21 protein-coding genes and 1 other annotated feature are annotated in these 23,405 nt (G+C 42.0%); of the genes, 1 reads left to right on the top strand and 20 read right to left on the bottom strand.

All coding sequences use genetic code 11. The features are described 5' to 3' along the window. Window positions 1-59: 59 nt before the first annotated feature. The 4 genes from PAENI_RS07510 to PAENI_RS07495 form a co-directional block, all read right to left on the bottom strand. Window positions 60-1,319 carry an Nramp family divalent metal transporter gene (locus tag PAENI_RS07510; protein WP_042194556.1) on the bottom strand — a complete coding sequence of 420 codons (1,260 nt, stop codon included), beginning with the start codon at window positions 1,317-1,319 and terminating at the stop codon, window positions 60-62. A gap of 282 nt (window positions 1,320-1,601) precedes the next feature. Continuing rightward, entirely contained in the window at window positions 1,602-3,281 is a 1,680-nt protein-coding gene (locus PAENI_RS07505) for a glutamine--tRNA ligase/YqeY domain fusion protein (RefSeq protein WP_149644859.1), read from the bottom strand. A 179-nt stretch (window positions 3,282-3,460) separates the two neighbouring features. Further along, window positions 3,461-3,721, bottom strand: a binding site (T-box leader). 68 nt (window positions 3,722-3,789) lie between these two features. Beyond that, the gene (locus PAENI_RS07500) at window positions 3,790-5,346 is read right to left on the bottom strand and encodes an SAM-dependent methyltransferase (protein ID WP_149644858.1); all 1,557 of its coding nucleotides are present in this window, start codon (window positions 5,344-5,346) and stop codon (window positions 3,790-3,792) included. 49 nt (window positions 5,347-5,395) lie between these two features. Continuing rightward, the gene (locus PAENI_RS07495; protein WP_149644857.1) at window positions 5,396-6,250 is read right to left on the bottom strand and encodes a copper amine oxidase N-terminal domain-containing protein; all 855 of its coding nucleotides are present in this window, start codon (window positions 6,248-6,250) and stop codon (window positions 5,396-5,398) included. A gap of 169 nt (window positions 6,251-6,419) precedes the next feature. On the opposite strand from PAENI_RS07495, the gene PAENI_RS07490 reads away from it, so the two are divergent. After that, complete coding sequence (locus tag PAENI_RS07490) at window positions 6,420-7,628, top strand: oxalate decarboxylase family bicupin (protein WP_149644856.1); 1,209 nt, start codon at window positions 6,420-6,422, stop codon at window positions 7,626-7,628. A gap of 99 nt (window positions 7,629-7,727) precedes the next feature. On the opposite strand, the gene arsC is transcribed toward PAENI_RS07490, so the two are convergent. From arsC to PAENI_RS07415, 16 genes are all read right to left on the bottom strand, one after another. Next, window positions 7,728-8,147, bottom strand: a complete 420-nt coding sequence (arsC, locus tag PAENI_RS07485) for an arsenate reductase (thioredoxin) (RefSeq protein WP_149644855.1) — start codon at window positions 8,145-8,147, stop codon at window positions 7,728-7,730. Between the two features lie 21 nt (window positions 8,148-8,168). Beyond that, the gene (locus PAENI_RS07480) at window positions 8,169-9,458 is read right to left on the bottom strand and encodes an arsenic transporter (protein ID WP_149644854.1); all 1,290 of its coding nucleotides are present in this window, start codon (window positions 9,456-9,458) and stop codon (window positions 8,169-8,171) included. 89 nt (window positions 9,459-9,547) lie between these two features. Next, a complete protein-coding gene (locus PAENI_RS07475) occupies window positions 9,548-9,874 on the bottom strand; it encodes an ArsR/SmtB family transcription factor (RefSeq protein WP_149644853.1) in 327 nt (108 codons plus the stop codon). Window positions 9,875-9,956: 82 nt separating this feature from the next. Further along, entirely contained in the window at window positions 9,957-10,499 is a 543-nt protein-coding gene (locus PAENI_RS07470; RefSeq protein ID WP_316502760.1) for a GNAT family N-acetyltransferase, read from the bottom strand. Between the two features lie 55 nt (window positions 10,500-10,554). Further along, window positions 10,555-11,880: a sensor histidine kinase gene (locus tag PAENI_RS07465; protein WP_149644852.1), complete on the bottom strand. Its 1,326-nt coding sequence runs from the start codon at window positions 11,878-11,880 to the stop codon at window positions 10,555-10,557. Further along, a complete protein-coding gene (locus PAENI_RS07460; protein WP_042191977.1) occupies window positions 11,881-12,549 on the bottom strand; it encodes a response regulator transcription factor in 669 nt (222 codons plus the stop codon). It abuts the gene before it with no gap. Between the two features lie 27 nt (window positions 12,550-12,576). Next, window positions 12,577-14,538 carry an ABC transporter ATP-binding protein/permease gene (locus tag PAENI_RS07455; RefSeq protein ID WP_149644851.1) on the bottom strand — a complete coding sequence of 654 codons (1,962 nt, stop codon included), beginning with the start codon at window positions 14,536-14,538 and terminating at the stop codon, window positions 12,577-12,579. 195 nt (window positions 14,539-14,733) lie between these two features. Next, window positions 14,734-15,261 carry a DinB family protein gene (locus PAENI_RS07450; RefSeq protein WP_149644850.1) on the bottom strand — a complete coding sequence of 176 codons (528 nt, stop codon included), beginning with the start codon at window positions 15,259-15,261 and terminating at the stop codon, window positions 14,734-14,736. 89 nt (window positions 15,262-15,350) lie between these two features. Next, window positions 15,351-16,007: a response regulator transcription factor gene (locus PAENI_RS07445; protein ID WP_042191982.1), complete on the bottom strand. Its 657-nt coding sequence runs from the start codon at window positions 16,005-16,007 to the stop codon at window positions 15,351-15,353. Continuing rightward, the gene (locus tag PAENI_RS07440; RefSeq protein ID WP_149644849.1) at window positions 15,985-18,366 is read right to left on the bottom strand and encodes an ATP-binding protein; all 2,382 of its coding nucleotides are present in this window, start codon (window positions 18,364-18,366) and stop codon (window positions 15,985-15,987) included. The genes PAENI_RS07445 and PAENI_RS07440 overlap by 23 nt, the downstream gene beginning before the upstream one ends. 29 nt (window positions 18,367-18,395) lie before the next feature. Beyond that, entirely contained in the window at window positions 18,396-18,569 is a 174-nt protein-coding gene (locus tag PAENI_RS31775; protein ID WP_188114503.1) for a competence pheromone ComX, read from the bottom strand. 146 nt (window positions 18,570-18,715) lie between these two features. After that, window positions 18,716-19,636, bottom strand: coding sequence for a polyprenyl synthetase family protein (locus PAENI_RS07435; RefSeq protein WP_042191985.1), 921 nt, complete (start codon window positions 19,634-19,636; stop codon window positions 18,716-18,718). Window positions 19,637-19,845: 209 nt separating this feature from the next. Next, entirely contained in the window at window positions 19,846-20,073 is a 228-nt protein-coding gene (locus tag PAENI_RS07430; RefSeq protein WP_042191987.1) for a hypothetical protein, read from the bottom strand. A gap of 119 nt (window positions 20,074-20,192) precedes the next feature. Then, a complete protein-coding gene (locus PAENI_RS07425; RefSeq protein ID WP_223178922.1) occupies window positions 20,193-21,008 on the bottom strand; it encodes a CPBP family intramembrane glutamic endopeptidase in 816 nt (271 codons plus the stop codon). A gap of 172 nt (window positions 21,009-21,180) precedes the next feature. Beyond that, a complete protein-coding gene (locus tag PAENI_RS07420; RefSeq protein ID WP_042191988.1) occupies window positions 21,181-22,284 on the bottom strand; it encodes an ABC transporter permease in 1,104 nt (367 codons plus the stop codon). Then, on the bottom strand, window positions 22,281-23,402 hold the full coding sequence (locus tag PAENI_RS07415; RefSeq protein WP_042191990.1) for an ABC transporter permease: 1,122 nt from the start codon (window positions 23,400-23,402) through the stop codon (window positions 22,281-22,283). Before PAENI_RS07415 ends, PAENI_RS07420 begins: the two co-directional genes overlap by 4 nt. Window positions 23,403-23,405 lie beyond the last annotated feature (3 nt).

Here is a 23,405-nt window from a genome sequence, read left to right as displayed (position 1 = left end):
TGAATTATAAACATGCTCAAGTATACCTTTTTTCACTCACCAAATAAAGATGTCCTGCCTTATCCAAATATTTGATATACCAAAAATAAATTTAACGATACAACCAGACCAGAGATAAGCCAGCCGAGAGCAGCTGTCATCTTACGATTCACTAACCCGCCCATAATCTGACGATTGCTTGTAAACATAACCAGTGGTACCAGAGCAAAGGCAATCCCAAAGGACAAGATCACCTGGCTGATAACGAGTGCTTTCGTTGGATTTACACCAAAACCAATGATAGCCAAAGGTGGAATAATCGTAATCGCACGGCGTAAGTACAGGTTAATTCTTTTGTTGATGAAGCCTTGCATTACCACATCGCCAGCCATAGTTCCTACAGAAGAGCTCGATAGTCCTGCGATGAGTAGTCCTAAGCCAAAGGAGATAGCCGTTACGGGTCCAGCTAAGTGACTAAATTGCTGAAACGCAACATCCAAATCCTCAACCACGATACCATTTTTGAAAAATAATGCGGCCGAGACAATAACCATCGCCAGATTCACTGCCCCTGCAATAATCATCGCAATAATAATATCTATGAATTCCAGTTTAAAGATTTGTTTCTTCTCCGCTTCATTTACTCCTACAATACGGTTCTGTGTAAGTGATGAATGTAGATAAATGGCATGTGGCATTACGGTTGCGCCTAGAATTCCTGCGGCCAAAAGGATGCTGTCCACCCCTTCAAACTTAGGTGTAAACATGCCTACAGCAACAGCACCCATATCCGGTTTAGCTACAATTACTTGAAAAGCAAAGGCTAATACAACTATAAGAATCATTGCAGCAATTCCGGCCTCAAGGGAACGGTAACCCCGGCGCTGAAGCTCTAGGATAGCAAATGAACCGACCGCAGTAATGAGTGCTGCCGGCAGCATGGGAATATCAAATAATAGATAAAGCCCCAATGCTGCCCCGATAAACTCCGCCAGATCCGTAGCTATAATCACCAGTTCACTTTGAATCCATAAGAAGATCGATACACTCTTCGGAAAACGATCATGAGCGATCTCCGGCAGGTTCTTTCCTGTAGCAATACCAAGCTTGGCGGATAACGCCTGAATAAGAACGGCCATTAAATTCGAGGCTACAATCACCCACAATAAAAGATAGCCGTATTTTGAACCTGCCGTAATGTTCGTGGCAAAATTACCTGGATCCAGATAAGCAACTGCAGCGATAAACGCTGGACCTAAGAAAGGAAGTAATCTTTTAATTCCTTTGGTCTCCCCATTGAGTACGGCTTGCGCCGAAATGGAGTTTTTATGTTGTCTCATATGCGGTTGTTCTATATGTGGTTTTTCTATTAAAGTTTGTTCCAACATGTCAATTCCTCCTCTTGCCCAAAAAAAGTTGTCTATATACACGAAAGTTTCCTCTGTGCAACTTATATTTAAAGTATATGCTCATTTCTGAAAAATGTAAATATGTTTCATTAGAAATTTTCATATGCTTGTCCACCTACGACCAAGAACAAAAAAACCGGACGACATCAGGAATTACCCGATCTTCGCCCGGTTTAAGCCAATTACTCTAATCATAAATATCATCATTAAAGGTTACGAATTCTTTTTCCATGTGTCCTTCAGCGGCACAATTCGGTTCAGTACCAGCTTATCTGCTGTGGTATATTTCTTATCCACACAGAAGAATCCATGCCGGATGAATTGAAATTTATCTTCTGGAAGTGCACTCGCCATGGAAGGCTCCAACAAGCAATCCTTCAGAATGGTTAGGGAATCTGGATTAAGATACGCGTCCCAGCGCTCATCCTCTTCTTTAGGACCGTCGTTATCTTTTAGCAACCGCTCATATAGATGAACTTCCGCCTTGATCGCGTGCTCTGCCGATACCCAGTGGATGGTCGCTTTAACCTTCCGTTCATTAAATCCACTTCCACTCTTCGTTCTCGGATCATAGGTGCAGCGAAGCTCTATAACTTCTCCAGTTGCTTCGTCCTTGAGCACCTCATTGCACTTAATGAAGTAGGCGCCCTTTAACCTAACCTCATTCCCTATAGTCAGCCTGTGATAACCTTTGGGTGGCTCCTCCATGAAATCCTCTTGTTCAATATAAAGCGTCCGTGAAAAAGGAACTTCCCTTTCCCCAAGCGTCTTATCCTCACTGTTATTCTCAATCTTCAGCCATTCGCTTTGATTCTCAGGGTAGTTAGTAATAACCACCTTTAGAGGCTTTAGAACAGCCATCACGCTAGTTGCCTTCGCCTTCAAATCTTGTCTAAGCGAATGTTCTAACATGGCAATATCTACAATGGTGCTATTTCTAACAAAACCAATTTCCTTCACAAAATTCCGAATACTCTCCGGCGTAAAACCTCTTCTCCGCAATCCGCGAAGCGTTGGAAGTCTTGGATCATCCCAGCCATCCACATAATGTCCTGTAACCAGTTGTCTAATATACCGTTTACTAGTAACGACGCCGGTGATATTTACGCGTCCAAACTCCCTTTGCTTTGGAGCCTCAGGGGTATCCAGTTCATTCAGTACCCACTCATACAGTGGTCGATGATCCTTAAACTCAATGGAACATAGGGAATGCGTAATCCCTTCGATCGCATCTTGTATAGGATGGGCAAAATCATACATCGGATAGATACACCAATCCTTGCCGGTTCTATAATGCTCCGCATGAATGATTCTGTAAATCACTGGATCACGTAAGTTGATATTAGGTGAGCTCATATCTATTTTGGCCCGTAATACTCTGGCTCCCGTCGGATAGGCTCCATTCCTCATCTCCGTGAATAACTTCAAATTCTCTTCCACAGAACGCTCCCGATAAGGGCTGTTCTTTCCCGGCTCCGTAAGCGTTCCTCTATAAGCTGACACCTCTTCAGGTGATAAATCGCAGACGTAGGCTTTTCCTTTTTGGATTAACTTTACCGCGCTATTATATATTTTTTCCGAATAGTCTGATCCGTAGAAAGTATGGTCCGGCGGGTAGCCCATCCATAACATATCTTCGCAAATAGCATTTACATACTCCAGATCCTCTTTTAAAGGATTGGTGTCATCGAACCGCAAATGGAACTTCCCGCCATACTTTTTCGCAGTCGTATAGTTCGTGTGAATAGCATACGCACTGCCAATATGCAGATACCCATTAGGCTCCGGTGGGAATCTCGTGCAAATATCTCTACTGTAAGTCCCAGCTTCCAGCTCTTCTTGAATCAATCTGTCGATGTAACTCTCTGCTAATACTTCCGGTTCCTTGTTCATTGGTATTACCTCCTGTTTATAAGTGATATCCGCCTGATTATTCTGCACAAGCATAAACGCCTTCGGCGTCCTATAAGGACGGTAAGCGTTTAAGCGAGAAATATAAGGATAAAGTATAATGTGAAACTTATACTTTCTTATATTTAAATAAAAAGAACCTCACCTCCAAGACTTATGGTCTTGGGGACGAAATTCTCGCGGTACCACCCCAGGTTCATTAATATGTCGCCATATTAATCTCATCAAGTACGGCAATGCAGCTTACGCAGCGCTTATACTCTAGCTCTATAACAGGAGCTCCCGTCATACCATCCCCGTCGATCGGTTCCGATATGCCGCTCAGAGGCTTGTTTCGATAAAATCTCCCTTACCCTGTTCTCATCATTCAGGGCTCTCTGTGAAGGAATGATTTTATTTACTCTTCTCGTCATCGCGTTTAATTATTTTGTATAGGATACCAAATAGATGGTCCTGTGTAAATGGTGCTGTACTTCTGTCTTCTTACGATTTAATCCTCGCTCAGAGCCGTTATTAGTTCCAACACTACTTCATTATCCGGCTCTACAGCAAAAGCTCTACGCGCGTAATCCAGTGCAGCCCCTTCAGCTCCAAGCTCATAATTACAAATCGCCATACTATAAAGCACCGAGGCTAATGGTTCTTCCGAATTGACATGCATAGACCGCTCTAAGTAGGCTAACGCCTCCTCGAACTTATCCATTTCATACAGCAGTAACCCGGCATCCAGTGATAGGTCATAGCTCTGTTCCATCGGATAGTAACCTGTCCACATTAATCGTATCCCCTGCTGAAGATCCAGCATTTCTTCATCACTTGCAGTGGGTAATAGCTCAGAAATCCGTTCAGCACTGTGGATAAACCATTCCGCATCGTACCCGCCTAATCGCCAAAAGACCAAAATTTGCTGTATCTCCATAGCGTCTAATTGATGGTCGCCCCATTCCTTCATACTGAAGAAATCATCCGGACCAAAACGCTCTACAAAGCGTTTGTAACCCAGCCGAGTGTTCGTATAGCTCATCGGCGCGTCCAGCATAAGAATACATCCGATGTTCAAGTTTTTATAGTGATGTGTGGTAAATAAGGATTGAGCCCCTTTTTGCTCCAACACATGCTGAATCGCATGATAGTTCGCCGTTAAGGAGAAGCTTCCGTGATGAATAAGCTCAGGTGGCTCGGCAAATTCCCAATTCTCGATACGGTGATCTCCCTTATCTGCTGTTAGTAGTACGAAACCTTCTTTAGACAACCTAGCAAGCCGCTCCAGACATGTAAGCCCCACCACCGGAAACAGGATATGGGAATCCTCCAGCTTTTGCTGATAAAGCGCTATAACGTCATGATAGGTATAGGTCTCCGCTTCGTAATTAGCCGCACGGCGATAATGATACTGAGGAATGATTTTGCCGAGTATATCTGAGGGGTTGTCCGAATCTGCATCCGCTGAATACTGAATCGACACCTCACATTCAAATATTTTACCTTCATCCACATAAATTAATTCCTGCGGGATACTGTCAAAAAAATAATTCGCTACAAGCAGCAGCGGCTGCTGTAAATCACCAGGTTTGATGCTGAGCTTAGCTTTCACTAAATACAGTTCAGTATCCTGTACTGCATCAAAACGTGCGAAATCCAGTATACCCTGCTCTACGAATGGAAGTAGGCTTGGGTGCTGCTGCCAGCTGGTTATATTTTTAGCGGGTAAATCACTCATCACATAACGAAAAGGAGGAAGCGGAGTTCCCGCGTAATCTATGATTTCGCATAGTTTCTTAAGGATATGGTACGCTAATCGACCCGCTCCTGCTCCCAATTCCAGTATGGTGACTGTTTCAGAGAGATGACCTTGTCCAGCCCGATCTTGCAGGAATCCGAAGATCATTTCTGCGTATGCAGTCGCAATCACAGGATTACTCGTAATATACTGCGGAACCTGATCATTATTCCAAGCCTTTAATCCCTGTTCCTCATAATAAGCCCGCTGCAATTCCCAAATGGGTGCTTCACTGAAGCGATAGTGCTGCCCTTCGTTACCTGTCATCTATTTCTTAACCTGCTCTCTGTATATCTTGTTAGAACACCTATGATACTTATTCCGCTCTCAATGTACGTGATCTGAAAATGACGTATTCAGCCTCTGTTGGAATGGAAACGGAAAATGACAACAATGCCGCCTTGGAGGTTAACGCATCAGGTCCTTTTAACGTTTGGTAGTAAGAATTCCCCTTGCGGTCCACACTAACCAGCTCTAGTTCCGCATTCCCTTTAGGGATGACGAAGCCGGAGGTATTTTGCACGCCTAAGGTTAGTCTGTATTCTTTCCCAGATTGAGCCTGTGTTAGCTTAAAAGGATATAACGGATACGGATGTGCTGTCGTCTCCACGGGGTAAGGCGCGAGTGCACGATCTGCCTCAGGCTTCGCCCATTCCTCCCCTTTCCTAGCGCCAATGCCAAGGGTTAATTTATTCACGTTATTGAACTGAGTTTCCCAGCGAAATGTCTTTAACCCCTCTAGAATAGGGGATGCTGGAACAAACAGGATTCCATCCTTGATCTCTGGGGCGATCCCTAATGAATCTTCTGTCTCCCCATTAAATTCTGCCTCTAGCTGCCCTGCTTTAATCTTCCCTACAGAGCGATCCAGTAGTGAAACCGTAACGCTGTTCGTTAATGCGTCATAGAGCAAATCCGCACCAATCGCACTCGAGAAAGCCCGAATCGGCACCATTAATTTACCTGATTTAAAATAAGGAGCGAGTTTACCTGGAAAAAGGACGTAATACCCACCATATGAAAGTGGCATTACCTGAGTCCCTAACTGAACAGCCGCCGACACCGATGTTGGTGTAACCGCGGAACCGGCGGCGAACATAATTACCAACAGACCTATGACATAAGCTCTTATTCTCCCTAATCGTTGTAAGGACTCCTTAATGTGATTCATCTCAAACCCCTCTCCCTCTCTACTCCGTTTAGAACAAAGCCTCTATTAGTAATAATCAATGATCCCCTTGCGCATGTCAACTTGTTCCACTTTTGTTATTCATCATAAAAGACAGGATTCCGCATATATTTTCATTGAGTTATTTAGAATCATGAAAGGAGTGCGATGGATGACTGCAGATGGACAGGTTTCGCCAAGAAAGACAAATATCCCTCAGCCCATTCGAAGCGATGGCGCAGGGGGATTAGATAAAGGACCACGTGATATAATGCGGGATTTGGAGAATCCCGACATGTTTGTCCCTCCCGTGACCGATGCCGGTCTCGTCCCCAATTTAAAATTCTCCTTCTCCGATGCACATATGCAGCTTAATCATGGTGGCTGGTCGAGAGAGGTGACGGTCAGAGACCTCCCCATCGCCACTACACTAGCTGGCGTCAACATGAGCCTAACCCCCGGTGGAGTACGTGAACTCCATTGGCATCAGCAAGCGGAATGGTCTTATATGCTGCTAGGTCGAGCTCGAATTACTGCCGTAGATCAAAATGGTCGAAACTTCATAGCAGATGTGGGGACAGGTGATCTATGGTATTTTCCACCAGGTATTCCCCACTCTATACAAGGTCTTGAAGAAGGCTGTGAGTTTCTGCTTGTATTCGACGATGGAAGTTTCTCTGATCTAAACACCTTGTCCATTTCCGATTGGTTTGCCCATACTCCGAAAGAAGTGCTTTCGGCTAACTTTGGGGTGCCTGCCGCTGCATTTGAATCCATTCCTACCGAACAGGTCTATATTTATCAGGATCAGGTTCCGGGTTCATTGCAAAGTCAAAGGGTAGAATCTCCATACGGAGAGATCCCACAAACCTTTAAACATTCCTTATTGGCTCAACCTCCGCTGAAGACTCCCGGCGGAAGCGTCAGAATAGTCGATTCCAGTAACTTTCCCATCTCCAAAACCGTAGCTGCCGCATTGGTAGAAATTGAACCCGGAGGGATGAGAGAGCTGCACTGGCATCCAAATAACGATGAATGGCAGTATTATCTTACCGGAAAAGGACGCATGACCGTATTCGCTGGAAATGGTGTAGCACGTACCTTCAACTACAGAGCAGGCGATGTAGGATATGTTCCTTTTGCGTTTGGACATTATATTCAGAATACAGGCGACGACTCCTTATGGTTCCTTGAAATGTTCAAAAGCGATCGTTTTGCCGACGTTTCTCTGAATCAATGGATGGCTCTCACTCCCCATGAATTGGTTCAAAGTAACCTGAACGTTGGACCAGAGGTAATGAACGCCTTAAGGAAAGTGAAATGGCCCGTTGTGAAATATCCTAAGCCAAGCAAAAACGCCTCCGGCGTCCCTAAAGGCTAAAGGACGGTAAGCGTTTTTGCGAGAAATATAAGGATACGGTGTAGTGTGAAACTTATACTTTCTTATATTTTTAAAAGAATAGGATGCTTCACCTGGTAACTATTCGCCGGTCTCCGCAAATCGTTTGATTCTTACCTCAATCTGGTCACGCACACGCTGGAACACTGCCCACTTCTCTTCATCGCTCCCTTGCGCTTTTGCCGGATCATCGAAGCCCCAGTGTTCCCGTTTGACCTTCGGAGGCGTCATTGGACATTTATCCGCAGCGTCCCCACATAACGTAACGACTAGATCCGCATTATTCAGCAGATTAGAATCAATCATATCCGAGGTCTGTCCGGTGATATCTATGCCTACTTCGCTCATAGCTTGTACAGCTTTTGGATTTAGACCATGGGCTTCAATTCCAGCGCTGTACACGTTCCATTCTCCCCCTAAATATTGCTTCGCCCAGCCCTCAGCCATCTGACTCCGGCAAGAGTTTCCTGTACATAAAAAATAAATCGTTTTCTTGTTCATCCTGATCTTCCCCTTTTCAAATTAAGTAATCAACAACCACAGATAAAGACCTAAAAGTGTAATAAACAACGTTGGGATAGTTAATATAATACCCGTCTTAAAATACGTTCCCCAGGATATCTTCACACCTTTGGCCGAAAGCACATGGAGCCACAGCAGCGTTGCTAGTGAGCCAATTGGGGTGATTTTAGGGCCTAAGTCTGAACCTATAACATTCGCATATATTAATGCCTCTTTAATAACTCCGGTTGTATGCGTTGCATCAATTGCGAGTGCGTCAATCATTACAGTAGGCAGATTATTCATCAATGATGAGATCAATGCAGCAATGAATCCCATACCCATAGTTGCAGCGAATAGACCCTGATCAGCAATCATTCCTATCGCCTTAGCGAGTAGATCAGTTAGACCCGCATTCCGAAGTCCATATACCACGACATACATTCCAATGGAGAAGAACACAATCGCCCAAGGTGCTCCTGTAAGCACTTCTTTCACCTTGACGGAAGGGCTTCTTCTCGCGAGGAGCATGAACAAAATTGCAATGATTCCCACAACCACTGATACCGGAATCTTCAAGAATCCACTAACGAAATACCCTATTAAAAGAATAGCCAGTACAATCCATGATAGACGGAACATCTTCTTATCTTTAATAGCCTCTTGCGGATCTTTTAGTTCGGAATCATTAAATCGCTTCGGAATACTTTTGCGAAAAAAGAAATAAAGCACCACGATACTCGCTATCAATGAGAATAGCGTAGGTACAATCATTTTCCCCGCATACTCCATAAAGGTAATTCCAAAAAAGTCAGCCGATACGATATTCACAAGATTGCTAACCACAAGCGGTAATGAGGTGGTGTCCGCAATAAAGCCGCTAGCAATAATGAATGGAAATACTTTTTTCTCATCAAAATTCAGCGCTCTAACCATAGCAAGTACAATAGGGGTAAGTATTAGCGCCGCTCCATCATTTGCAAAAAAGGCAGAAACCAACGCACCAAGAACGATGACATAGACAAACATTCGTGTTCCGTTCCCCCGTGCTGCTCGCGCCATATGTAACGCAGCCCATTCAAAAAATCCAATACTGTCTAAAATTAAGGAAATTAAGATGATTGCAACAAACGCCAACGTCGCATTCCACACCATTTGTGTTACATCCAGAACATCATTAAAGCTAACTACCCCAGCTAGTAAAGCAATGATCGCTCCGGCGCAGGCTGACCATCCAATCGATAAATTTCGAGGCTGCCAGATTACAAAAATTAAAGTTACCATAAAAATAAGTATGGCTAGAATGACCACTTTCTCAACACTCCTATAATCTACGAATAAATCCTATATCACCATATAACTATATAGTTATATACAATCTAAAAAACTACAACTATATTTTAGTCGCAGCACGGTGCTTTAACTTCTTTATTCAAACTAGCCAATATCACGGCTGAGCTGGGCATTTGTTGAAGAACAGCCTTAAGATGTGGTTTATCCTCGACATTTAATGAATAATGCACCCACTGCCCTCGTTTGCTTTCTTTCACGATCCCTCGATTCTTCAATTTCCGTAGATGCTGACTGATCGCCGGCTGGGATATATCAAAAATATCAAGGAATTCACACACGCACCATTCCCGTTCTTTCAAAAGTGAAAGCATGGCCAGTCGCGTCTTATCTCCTAAGAGCTTCAAATCATCTGCAATATCCGTCAGTGACTGCATCCATACTTCTCCTCCTTTCAACACTTATATAAGCGAATACTTATATTGTAATGAACTAGACATTTAGAAGCAAGACTTTATTTTAGCGCACTTCCTTATCCCATTCTTGCTCCAATACACTAAACACTAAAGAATCTCGCCATCCATCTTTTATGAGTAAAGCATCTCTTAATCTGCCTTCATAGGTCATGCCAATCTTGGTGAGCACCTTGGATGATCCACTATTCCGAGGGTCACAGGTCGCGTATATTCGATGTAGATGCAGTTCTTCAAAACCAAACTTCAACATTAGTCCGGCTGCTGCTGTAGCGACTCCCTGTCCCCAGACATCAGGATGGACAATATAGCCGATTTCACCGCTTCTGTCCGTATGGCTTCTAATATTTAATTCAACCATGCCGATCAAATTTTCAGTTCCTACTGCAACTATGGCTTGCGCGAACCGAGTTCTGGGAACTTTTTGAGAGTCATCTAGTGCCTGGCTCACAAATGAACGAGTTTGATCAGCAGTATTTGGACCCCAGGCTTGAAAACGGCACACACGATCCTGTGAACAATACGCATGAACATCTTTCCAGTCCGTATGATTCAATTCGCGTAAATAGATAGGATTTAGATCTTGCATCATCATCCCCCTCAAAGTTTGCCTTTAGCTTTAGCCCATTAACTATTCATGTGGTTTAGGTTCTAGGAATCGTTACAACAAACTGGGTTCCTTCTCCAACTTTACTCTCCACATCAATATTACAATCATGTATTTTCAGAATCTTCATTACAATGGAAAGTCCAAGTCCATTCCCTTTAAGAGCGCTGCTACGCGCTTTCTCCACCATATAAAATCGATCAAAGATAAGCGGAAGTGCTTCCTCAGGAATGCCTTTACCAGAATCTTTAATATATACCTTCACAAATTGCGCGTTCATCTCAATTTCAACATGAATGGTACCGTCTTGCCCCGTATATTTTATAGCATTATTTATTAAGTTCTGCCAGACCTGATCAAATAAATCTTTATCTACCGTGATCTCGCAAGGCAATAAATCCAATTCAATCATAATATCTTTCCGTGCCCACTGTGGTTCCGCTAATACGATCGTTCTTCTTAATTGTTCGTCTAATTGGAATGTGGTGGGATTAACCGGATGGTGTTCCGAATCGAGTGAGGCTAATCGGAGCAGATTATCACTAAGCCTAGATAGGCGTAAGGTTTCCTCATAGATAATATCCAGATGCTCTTTTTGTTCTTCTAATGGAATGACACCGTCTTGCAGCGCTCTTGTAAATCCTCTAATCGATGTAAGTGGTGACTGCATTTCATGAGAAACATTGCTGACAAAATCATCACGAACTGAGTCCATTTTCTGCAGCTCACTTGCCATACGATTAAAGCTCTCCATCAGTTCACCAAATTCATCTTTATTACGATAAGTCAATCGGACAGATAAATTACCTGACGCCATTTCCTTCGCTGCAACAGTTAGCTTCTTAATAGGCTTCACAATATACCTGGACATGAACAAGATAAGCAAGCTTCCGATGATTAGTACAGCTAATAGTGTAAACAGAAGCGTAATTCTCAAGCCTCTTACAGTCGATGAAAAATCAATCTTAATAATGAAAGCACCTTTTCCATCATCTATCTTAGGAACCCCTACGATAGCAAGTCCACCCCTACCCGATAGAAAGACCGCATCGGTTGTGTTGGAATTGAATAAGATAGCAACTTTCTCCTTGTCTAAAGAAAAAATAGATTCACTTGGCTCATTAACAACCGCTATATCTATACCAAATCGATTAAGCAGATCTGCAAATGCGTTTACTTTTTCCGGATCATCTATCAGATTTGTCACCTTTGCTATATCTTTAGCAATATTAATAAACATATGGTTTGGGGTATTATTTTTTTCTGAAAACTGCATAAAAAGAAAAAAGGAAATAATTAAACTGACTAAAACAATACCAATGAACGTAACGACGATTCGAAGACGCAGACTTTTTCTCACCATCTAGGCTAGCTCCAGACGATATCCAAGTCCTCTTACCGTAGAAATAATGAACTGTGGGATGGGTTCAAGACGTTCTCTCAATCGTTTGATATGCACATCAACCGTCCGCTCATCGCCTTCATAATCCATTCCCCATATATTCTCTATTAGCTGAGTGCGGGTGAATATTTGCCTTGGCGAACCCGCCAAAGCAAACAGCAATTCACATTCCTTCTTTTTCAATTCAACCATTTGATCGGCATTAGCGACTGTTAAATTCCCTAGATCAATCGTTACTCCCCCTAATTGAATAACATTCGAAGGGGTTACATGATATCTCTTTAATAAAGATTTCACACGCAGTACCAATTCAATGGGATCAAACGGCTTTACTAAATAATCATCTGACCCCGCATTAAATCCTCTGACTTTATCCTTAGACTCTCCTTTGGCTGTAACCATTAGGATCGGCATATCAATATAAGATCGAATATCTTCTGTCAGTTCAATACCATCAATATGCGGCATCATCACATCCACAATCGCTAAATCAATTTTTGTATGAGCTAGAATGTCTAATGCTATTTGACCATCTTCCGCTTCCACTACGGAAAACTGATCTTTTTCAAGATATAATCGTATTAATTTGCGGATATGGGAATCATCATCAACCACTAGAATTGTGCTCATACATCAATTTCCTTTCCAACATTGTATTTATTCGTATCGCAGAGATTCCATTGGATCGAGCTTGGCAGCCTTCGATGAAGGCATCAAACCAGCGACAATACTAATCCCTGTACTTACAACTAATCCGAATACGATATAAGATCCAGATAAGTTAATAAGCTTTACGCCAAAAGCATTTTCCAGAAGTATATTTAAACCAAAGCTAATAATAGCTGCAAAGATTATTGCGAAGACACCACTAAATATACCCAATAATGCGGATTCGGAAAAGAATATTCGCTTGATATCTTTCTTTCTTGCTCCAATCGCACGAAGGATCCCAATTTCTTTAGTCCGTTCCACTACACTAATGTAAAGTACAACCAATATCATAATCCCTGATACGATGAGCGAAATCCCTGCAATACCAGATAGAACGATCGTAGCCATATCCACATAAGTCGTGATACGCTCCATGATTTTTGCCGTTTGGGAGCCCGAGAAGCCCGCATCAACAGCCGCTTTATTAATATCATTCACATATTTCATATCCGTTGCAAAAGCATTAACCTGAATCGGGCCAATGGTAATCCCTTTATCAGTATACATTTGCTCCAGTGTCTGTGTTGGAATATATCCTGTTGGTGACATTTGCGCTCTTGGATCAGTGGCTTCATAAACACCAGAGACCGTGATTTCTTTTTCCAACGTTATCGGTTTATGTTGAGCATCCATTTCATTAATATACAGATGAATAGACTTCCCTACCATAGCATTCGGTTGGTCATTTCCACTTAATTGACTCGCTATTTTCGTTGGTAATAATACTTCATTTTCTTTCGGTAAAGCCCCTGCTTTAATCGTCGCTTTATCAAACGTATCGTTTAAGGTGGTTAATTGTGTAAGACTACTCGTTTGTTCCCCAAAAACCGTGGTAGATTTGCCTGTAATGGTTGTTATGGTCTCTACATGATCTACATTTGGAAGGTTACGAATCGTTTCAACATCGGCCTTTGTAAACGTAACGCCGGGTAACATCATCGCTTCTGGGCCCTTCATGTCCTTAGCTTCTGGATTTGGCTTAGTAATATCCACCAGTAAAGGGTCCATACTTGAATTTATTTCATTATTAATATAGCTCGTAATCCCATTTCCTAAGGAAAGCATCAAGAGTACACTTAAAATACCTATCGATCCACCCAATGCTACCAATACATTACGTTTGGCGTTAAGCTTCATATTTTGAAGAGCCATTTTGAAAGAAGCCATTAAGCTGAGGTTTCGGGCCGAACCCTCTCCCCCATCGTAGGTAGCCATGGAACGTTCCTTCAAATGAATATCGTCTTTCACCAATCCCTCTTCAAGCTTAACGATACGGCTACCGTAATCAGCTACTTTCTGCGAGTGGGTCACGGTAATGACCAAGATTCCTCTTTTCGCTATGCTGTCCAACAAAACTAAGATTTGATCACCTGTATCTTTATCCAACGCACCCGTAGGTTCATCTGCCAGTATAATATCTGGATTGTTCGACAATGCGCGTGCAATGGATACCCGTTGCTTCTGTCCACCGGACAGTTGATTCGGACGTTTTTTCAGATGATCCTTTAATCCTACCTCAGTCAAAATCTCTATAGCACGCTTATTACGTTCCTTCTCGCTTGTATTCGTCATCTGCATCGCAACCGTAACATTTTCCAAGACTGATAAGTGTGGAATCAGATTGAAGTTTTGAAATACGAAGCCGATGTTGTTTTTGCGATAGTCATCCATTTCCTTTTCGGTCATCTTGCTTAGGTTCTTCCCGCGAACAAGGACATCGCCCTCATAATCAGAGTCCATTCCACCAATGATATTCATTAGTGTGGACTTACCGCAACCAGACTCACCAAGGATGGAGACAAATTCACCTGTCTCAAAGCTTAAATTCACATCATGGAGTACTGGAACCTTTTCCTTACCATACAAAGTATACGATTTTTTAACATTCTTAACCTCTAATATGTTCATTCCGATCTCTTCCTCTCCTGGGTCACGCTCTTTATCTCTTCCTTTGATGTTGCCTATCCTAACAAATTTATGTGAACTGATAATGAACTGAAAACTTTCATGATTTGCATATAAAAAAACAACCTTCAATAACTGAGGTTGTCTTGTCCCGCGTAATATGATTCTGCATGAACAGCAATCATGCTCCTTCTTTCTTTAAGCTAGCGCTCTTTTTCGTATCAATCTAATTTGGCCTCTGTGATTAATTTCATCTTCGAATACATGAAACCACATGAAGTAGTAATTCGCCTGTTTGTTATGCCAGAATTCCTCTTCTGTATATAACCAGTCATCATCGACGGTTGCGAACCATTCATATGTTTTTTCCCTTACTTCATTTAAACGATCTAAATAATAGCTAAGATCATGTCCTTTAATCATCGCCCTGCCTTCATCCCCTAAGTTCAGTGCCGGCCCCCATGTCGCTAACTCTTCTTCGGATAAGTCTCTTCCCTCAAATGTCGCAACTTGATACGCATACTCTACAGCAGCGTAATGTAATAATAATGCTCCTATAGAGTTGCTCTCCGAATCCAATAAATAGTCAAGCTGCTCTACACTTAAGTCTTTAACTGCCGCTAATGTGGTATGTCTTGCATAATTCATCATGGATAAAAGGCGACTAATTTGCGGCGAATAACCGGGGATATCTGTGATCAAATATATTTTGTCCATGTCTATCATAATGAGTGCTCTCCTTCATGTTTTGGAAATGTAAATAGGCTTATCTGAATGGCTCTGAAGCTTTGATTACAGGTAATGACACACAAAAATCAAAATTGCTCCGATCTAACAAGTCCGAGCCGCTTTCCCTCCACAATTGCTTCGGATCTGGAATGTACACTCAGCTTCTCAAAGATTCTCGTCAGGTTATACTCCACAGTTCTTTGTGACATTAAGAGCTTGCTGGCTATGTCCTTATTGCTTTTTCCACTGGCTACTTCCTGGAGTATTTCCTGTTCCCTTTGATTAATGGACACTTCTTCAATTAACTGATTATCACGATTGCCCGATATTTTAATATCATTTCTTCGAAGCTGTTTGAGTAAAGAAACCGGTATGACAGCCTCATTCCTCAGAGCGCAGCGTATCGTATTTAATAATTGTTCTCTGGATGCAGTCTTAGAGATAAATCCTGTAACCCCTGACTCCATCAACAGGTTATAATGTGCACTGATTTCATATCCGGTATAAATCACCACTTTTGATTCAGGATCAAGCTGAACAGCTCTTTTGGTGAATTCAAGTCCGCTGATCGTAGGCATGTTAAGATCGCATAAGATCACGTCAAATTCTTGCTTCTCCAGCATATCGAAAGCTTCTATTGCTGACAAAACAAAGGTAACCTCCATATCAGCATCCTGCTCAATCATATTTTTAGTCCCTTCTCCTACTGAAGGATGATCATCAACCAACAAGATACGTATCATCGTCATCGCCTCCTCTGTTCTTTCCTTCCGCAAAAGCTGTTGTCGGTAAATAAATAATGACCTCCAGCCCTTTACCCTTCTCCGAGTTAAACAGGCACTCTCCTTCTAAGCTTGCTACACGCTCTTTAATTCCGGACAGACCCATATGCTGAAAAGATTCTTTAATATCTAAGATATTCATGCCTACTCCATCATCCTTGTAACGGAAATAGAGTTGCTCTTGCTGGTCAAGCTCAATCTCAATCTGATTCGCTTTGGCGTGCTTTCCGGCATTTCTCAGAAGTTCCTGTACAATTCGATAAAGGGCAATCACTAGATCTTCGCTTAGCGCCCCTATTGGGCTTGATTTAAAGGTAATAATATAATTGGACTGTAACTGAGCATATTCAAACAAAATTTCTAGTGCCTTGACGATTCCAGTCTCTCTTAGTAGTGGCGGGCGTAGCTCATTGCAGGTCTCACGAATTTGATGGATAACATCTAATAAACCTTCTTTAATTTGAAGCAACTCAGGTAGGATTTCATTGGGAATAACATGATCCGAGATTAGCGTTTCAAGTCTACGAAGCCAAATGAGTTGATCCTGAAGCGCAGAATCATGTAAATCCGCCGCCAGCTTTCTTCGTTCATTCTCAGATAGGTTAAAGATCAGACGAAGAACCCATGGTGCCGCATGTTGATCTTTTTTCATTTCAGCTTCAAGGTCTTCAATCAGACCTTCTATCAAATATAAATTCTCATAGACAATGCTTGCATAGTTTGCAATGGTATTTAACCAATTTAGTTCATCTGTATTAAACTTGGTGTGATTCTTCTTATGATCAATCCATAAAAGGTGGAATTTCTTTTTGTGACGGCCGATTACGAGTGCTATCCCCTGCTGAAGCTGGACTACTTCGCCTACTTTAAGAACTGGAGATATCGAAACAAATTGTATATTGATCTCTTGTTCCGAATTGTCCACGATTTGTGCGAGATTACTCAAATCCTCATCTATCTCAAAAAAAGCCGACCGATTAACCGGTAGAATCTCATTGATTTCCTTGTAAAGTGCAGCCTCCAAATCAGATCGCTTCATCACTTTGGAAATTTGCTTGGAGAATCTCTCCAGACTGCCTTGATAATGATAAAGTTCACGAAAAAGCCTAGGTCGGAAATAATAATCTATTTTCTCCTTGAAAAATAAGAAGGCCGTAATCGATAAATAAACCACCAAGAACATCTGAACCCATTTGATCCAATCATACTCTTGCCTACTCTGTATGATCGCAAGTACAGCTACAATCATTAGTGCTGGAAGAAAGGCAATTAACAGATAATATTTAAAGCGATTAAAAGCAAAATCAATATCAAATAGTTGTTTAGCAGTTAGCAGATAAAAATAGGTAACCGGCATCAAAAATAAGAAGATCGTGGTGACCTCGAAAGGAATCAAGCTAACCCCAAAAACAATGGGTACAGCAGAGAAGAGAACAAACGGTGTAAACGCAAGAACGTGTCCGGTAAGCATAATTTTGAACATAGATTTAAATGCTGATTTCCGATTATTGATATATAGAGATAACAGCTTAAATATGCTGTATAGGATGCCAACCACAAAGAACCCGATAACAAACAGACGCATAAAGGAATATAAAGATCTATCCCACGAATATATGACTAAACTAAAGGTTGTAAGTATACTTAGAAGAATGACTAATCCATAGTATACCTTGAGTAGAAAAGTAGATATAAATTGGATATTAAACCGCTTCAGATAAACTTGGAGAAAGTGGATAAACACCACCGGAATTAAAGGCAGCATACAACTTAAAGTGATCCTACCGATGAGATCTGATCTGCTTGAGGCATAACCCGCAAAGTAAGTTACGCTCACCATCAAAAAAAATAAAATTAACAATTCAGCCGAACGTTCTCCTGCCCTTTTGCGATACAAAAAGAGACTTAATATCATTAGAAAAAGTAACGTTACTCCAGGGACTACAAGCTGTGTAAACTTGTGATAAAGTGAATACTCATTCTTTATATTGACATGCATATGAATGGAGTTTCCTTCGTTTGAGGTGCGGATAATATCCACTGATTGGACCTGCGCCAGGACATTATACCGCACCACTTTATCCGCTAGTTCGACGTCTACACCATTGACCTGAACTATGATATCTCCTAATCGTAAATTCTGTTTATAGCCTTCCTCAGCCGCGCTGATTTCAGAGATAACATATTGTCCCTCTGTATTCTTCTCTATTCCCACTCCGAGCAGTACATTAGAGTATATTACTTGTACAGAGTGAATCAAAAGAAAAGAAAACAAACAAATCAATCCCGCTATGATGTAATTACGAATTTTAGCTGACATTTGAGGTCCCCCGAATTGATCTTAATGTTTTAGAACCAGGCATCCGTTATGAATTCATCACTCTTACTATTCTTACGAAGAAATGTATCCTTTAAAGCTAGCTGCTCAGCAGCTGGCATACCAGCAAGTTGCAGTTTTCCCGACAGAAGCTCATTAACCTTCATTGGCTCTTCTAACAAAACTCGGATCCATTCTTTCAACATTGTTAATTCCTCCCTTTTTTCTTCTTGCTCTCAATATATCAATAGAAATAGGGATGTAAAACGACAATGTGATTGATATTTACCGCAGTTTTTAATTGCGGTTACACTTGCGTGGACTTGCGGTCTCGGTGAGGAAGCTTGTGTAATTATTTTAACTGAAGAAGTAAAAGCTCTTTCCAATGGGCTTCCAGTTCCATCTGATCCACGAGTTCTAGAAATTTGTAATAATGTGTACGCATCCGAGCGGACGAATACAACAACGTACCAGAATCATTACAAATCTGCTCGATCTCCTGCCTACGGCTTAATATCCCTTCTGTTGTGCCTTTACCGTTAAAATAATCAATCAACCAATCCTGTTCCTCATTAGCAGCCATTTTCAGTAAATATAAGGTAGGCACTGTTCTCTTGCGATGCAAAAAGTCATTTTTCTCTTCCCAGTTTAGCAAATCACGGAGATCATTCTTCATTTGAGCAGCAATGCCCACTTCATTGATATAAACCGCTACCTTTTCGTTCCAATCCCCGCAAGCGAGAATAACGCCTATCATACAGGCAGAAATAAGCAGTGCCGAAGACTTTTGTTCAATTATGCTTATGTATTCTTCTTCGTTCTTGGATTCATTCATAAGGTCTAGGGTCTGACCATTGATGGCCGTAAGCATCTGCCGATTCATAATTTCGGATGCCTTCATTAGCCTGTCCTGCGGAAAGTCACAATCGAGTAAACCTTGATGTGCCAGCGTAAGGAAGCCTATCGCTATGTTTAAGGAGATCTCAGGTGGCGTCTGGCACCATATGGTGGAGGGTTGATCCTGATCCTGCAAATCATCAATAATGTCCAGTCCGAGTATCATTAACTCAATGGATGCGGCTGCACGATAAATATCTGTCTGTTCACCAGCAAACATCCGGTAGTGAATGACACATAACTTGCTGAACAATAAGGTTTCTTTCAACTTCACTTCCAGAAAAGCTACAGCTGTCTCATGTAGGTATCCTACTAAAAAGTATTTTTTGAGTAATTCCCGTAGTTCAGCCTCAACATTCTCCCTCAGTTGTTCCATTCGATCCCTCACCCTTGAGAAAATAACCACTTTACCATTTTAAAACAATTATTTTGAAAATAATATACCCTAACCCATATTATTCCTTATAGTTCAAAATACAAGAAACTACATGAAGATAATAGTGCACAGTATAAGAATGCTTATATTAAAAAAAGCGCCACCTTTCCTATAATGAAGACTAGGAAAAATATGACGCTTACTGTGGCTTAGGGTTCTCTGACGTTCAACTCATCCTTCTTAGATGGATGAGCCTCCAAGTAGTCCTGTGGGAGACTATTATTCTGACGATTCATAAATAGTGATTTCCCCAGCATTTGTAATACTAGCGAGTAAACCATCTTCATGCGGGTGCCTACTAATAATTCCCGGGTAGATAGATCCTCCAGATCTCCTTGGTACTCACCCAGCTCCTCCTCATCCGATAAACTAGGCATACACTCACTTCCTTTTCAATGAGCAGTGTTATACCGTTATCATATGATAGAAGTAGCTGCTTCACACCGAAAACCTTATTGCAATCTCCCGCCATTCTTTTACGTTTATCCAAAGCTCGTTAAATCATCAGATCGGATGTAGCTGCTTGCCGCTTCTTTCTTCGGTTGTGATTAAGTATCCAGATGGCCGTAGCGCCGTATATGATAACGGGGACTATCCCACTCTCCCCCGCAATATATTCCAGCATTGGTGACGAAGTAGATGAAATATTACGAAACACGCTGTCTACAGCATTATTAGTTCCATGTAAAAGTACAGCCGGCCAGATACTGCCTGAGGTCAGGCGTAATTCATTTATAACGATTCCTGCAAAAACAACAGATAGGGTGAACAAGCCTACTACAATATAACGGTTCCCTGAAGAATGATAAGCACGAGGGCCAAGAATTGCCGGGTAATGCCATAATGCCCAAATGAAGCCCATTGTTATACTTGAGCTCACTCTGCCCATCCACTGAAAACGCGGGAGGAGCCAGCCTCGCCAGCCTATTTCTTCTCCCAAGGCGGACAGCGAACCAAGCACAATATACACAGCCAAGTAAACACCCGTCTCGATCCATGAATCGGGAGAAATCAAGCCTGATTTCCATCCACTCCAATAAACTGCATAGCCCGCTCCCAGTGAAAATAAGGGAATGAGCAAAGCCAATATGTACTCTTGTCCTCCTCTAAATTTAAAGCCCAGCCTTCTCCAGCCTGCTGAACTGTATCCATCCCTTACAACGAGAAACATCATGATACACACCGCAAAAAACGGAGTATACCCGTATATGCCTTGTAATGAATCCGGGAGCAGCAGCATGCCAAGCGCCATGGCCCATACAATGGCAATAAATATCAGGGATTGTTTCTTATCCGAGATCAATCTCCTCACCTACCCTTGTCTATTATATTTTGAATAAGCAACACATGCATTATATACAAAATATGATAGAATTATACATTAAGATAGATTCATAGAGAAAAAATAGATTAAGGCCGTGCTCTAAAGTGAACATCATTCACATTAGAGCACGGCCCTTTTCCAGCATATTCGATTAGCTTATTTATACGATTCTCGGCTTACGAATACTGCTTAACAAGAAGAGCAATAGGAAGAACAATAGCAATACCCCCGTCTCCAGATAAAGGGAAGAGAAACCTTTGCCGTTCAGAATTTTCTCCGCTGCGATAAGGATCCAGGTCGTCGGAACAAACTCACTGATTCCTTTCAGTACAGAAGGCATCATTTCTCTTGGCCAGAAGCATCCACCCAGCATACAAATAGGAACATTAATCAAACCGATTAACGCATTGGCCTGCCTGGTTGTTGACGAGAAGCTGCTGACTAGTACACCCATGGAGATGCATACTAGCGAGAATAACATAAAGAAAAGGATTAGTGTTACGAGATGCGTTCCCATATCAAGCTTGAAGCCCTTAATCATGACATAAAACACAATAAGAATCTGGAAGACCGATAAGCCCAAGAAACTCAGAATATTCTGAAGCATGTAGCTCTTCTGTTTCATGGGTGAATACAAGAGACGCTTGTATACACCCGAGGTCTTATCTTCGATAATCATCGTTGTAGAAGTTGTAATCAAGAATACCATGCTCATGACCAGAAATCCCAAGGCTCGCAACGATTGACTGAGGTCCCGCCCCTTGTCTTCGATGACCTTTAGTTCGGAAGTGAAGCTTCCGTTCTGATAGAGCTTTAATCCCTCATAAAAGCTCTCGCTGCTCCCTCCAGAGGATTTCCCTATATTTGCAGCAGCATTAGTAAAACTTTGAATATCCATTTTGATGGGGAGCGTCGCATCGGATTCCTCCACACTAAAGGTCTTAATCTTGGCGTCCTGCCCTTGAATCAATTTTTCCGTGAGCCCTTGATCGATTTGAATCGCGTAATCAATCTTGTTATTAATTAATTGATCCTGTATATCCTCTTTCTTCAGTACAATCAACCGACTGTCCTTCGATAATTTGTCTTGAATCATTTGAGTGTAAGGCGTCTTATCCTCGTCGGCAATACCAACCTTATATTTACTCTGCTGTACGGAACCTCCGATAATAATCATTGTGAACACAATAGGTATAACCAACATGGTGATAAGCTTACCCTTCTTCTTGAACAACCGCTTGAGATTATTTTGGAATATAATCATGCTAACTTCCTCCTAGCTCCCCATCCGGAAATGATAAAGATTACCGCAATAATGGTCCATAAGGCAATAAAGCATGAGGCCGAACCTATTGTACCTCCATAAATATTATTGAAAATAATCGTCTGCCCTAAATAATTAGGCGATAAATACATGAGCTGCTCAAGGTCTAGCTTGACATATCCTCCACCAATAAAAGTCATGATCGGCACCAGCATATTTAGAATAGATGTAGAGCGTGCCTGATCCTTAGACAACATGCTGATCATAACTCCCAAGGCAGTTGAAAGCACGGCCAGTGTCAGCACCACCAGCATAATCATTCCTGGATTTGCTCCCCAGTTCGCATCAAATGCTACTTTAGTAAAGAAGTAGACGATCATAGCCTGCACGAACAATAGGGTGACACAACCGATGATCTTACCCACAAAATGCTGCATAGGTCTCATCGGCGAACTGCGAAGCCTACGTCCAAGCGCGCCTGTGAAGTCCTGTGACATCTCATCACTACCGTATAATGCCCCTGCCATCAGGGTAAGCATGAGCATGGTTACTGCATAATAGTCCATAGATCCCGGTGTCTTACCACCAACAGAAACGGGAACCTCTTCTATCCCTCCAGACTTGGCATCATAATTCATTTTGGAATCCAGCTTAGCAAGTGCCTCTGTAGTATTAGCACCGATGATAAAGCTGTCGACAATGTTCTGTACAATCGTTACCCGGCTGTTCTTCACGTTATTGCTATAGATAGAGATAGCGCTCTTTTTCTTATCCATAATCGCCTTCGAGTAATCCTGATTCAGATAGATGAATGCGGAAGCATCGCCATCTTTTACGCTCGTCATCCCTTCCTCTTCACTCTTCACCTCTTTGACGTTAAGCAATGTGGTGATCGCTTCGAGCTTAAGAAACTCATCGAAATTACGGGAGACATCCCCTGCATCCGCGTTGTAGTATACGACGGAGGTCTTCTCCAGCTTAGTTGGCTCAAAAACCCCTTGCAGCGCGGTTCCTAGAATTAGTGTGATCAGCAGCGGCATAAACAATCTTTTGACAAACGTCCGGTAATCCCTAACGTTCGTGATGATCGTGTAATACGCGATATATAAAATGTTCATAAG

This window comes from Paenibacillus sp. B2(2019), from assembly GCF_008370385.1.
Classification (GTDB): domain Bacteria; phylum Bacillota; class Bacilli; order Paenibacillales; family Paenibacillaceae; genus Paenibacillus_AQ.
The sequence above is the reverse complement of the archived record's forward strand: the minus strand, read 5'-3'. Positions and strand labels throughout refer to the sequence as shown.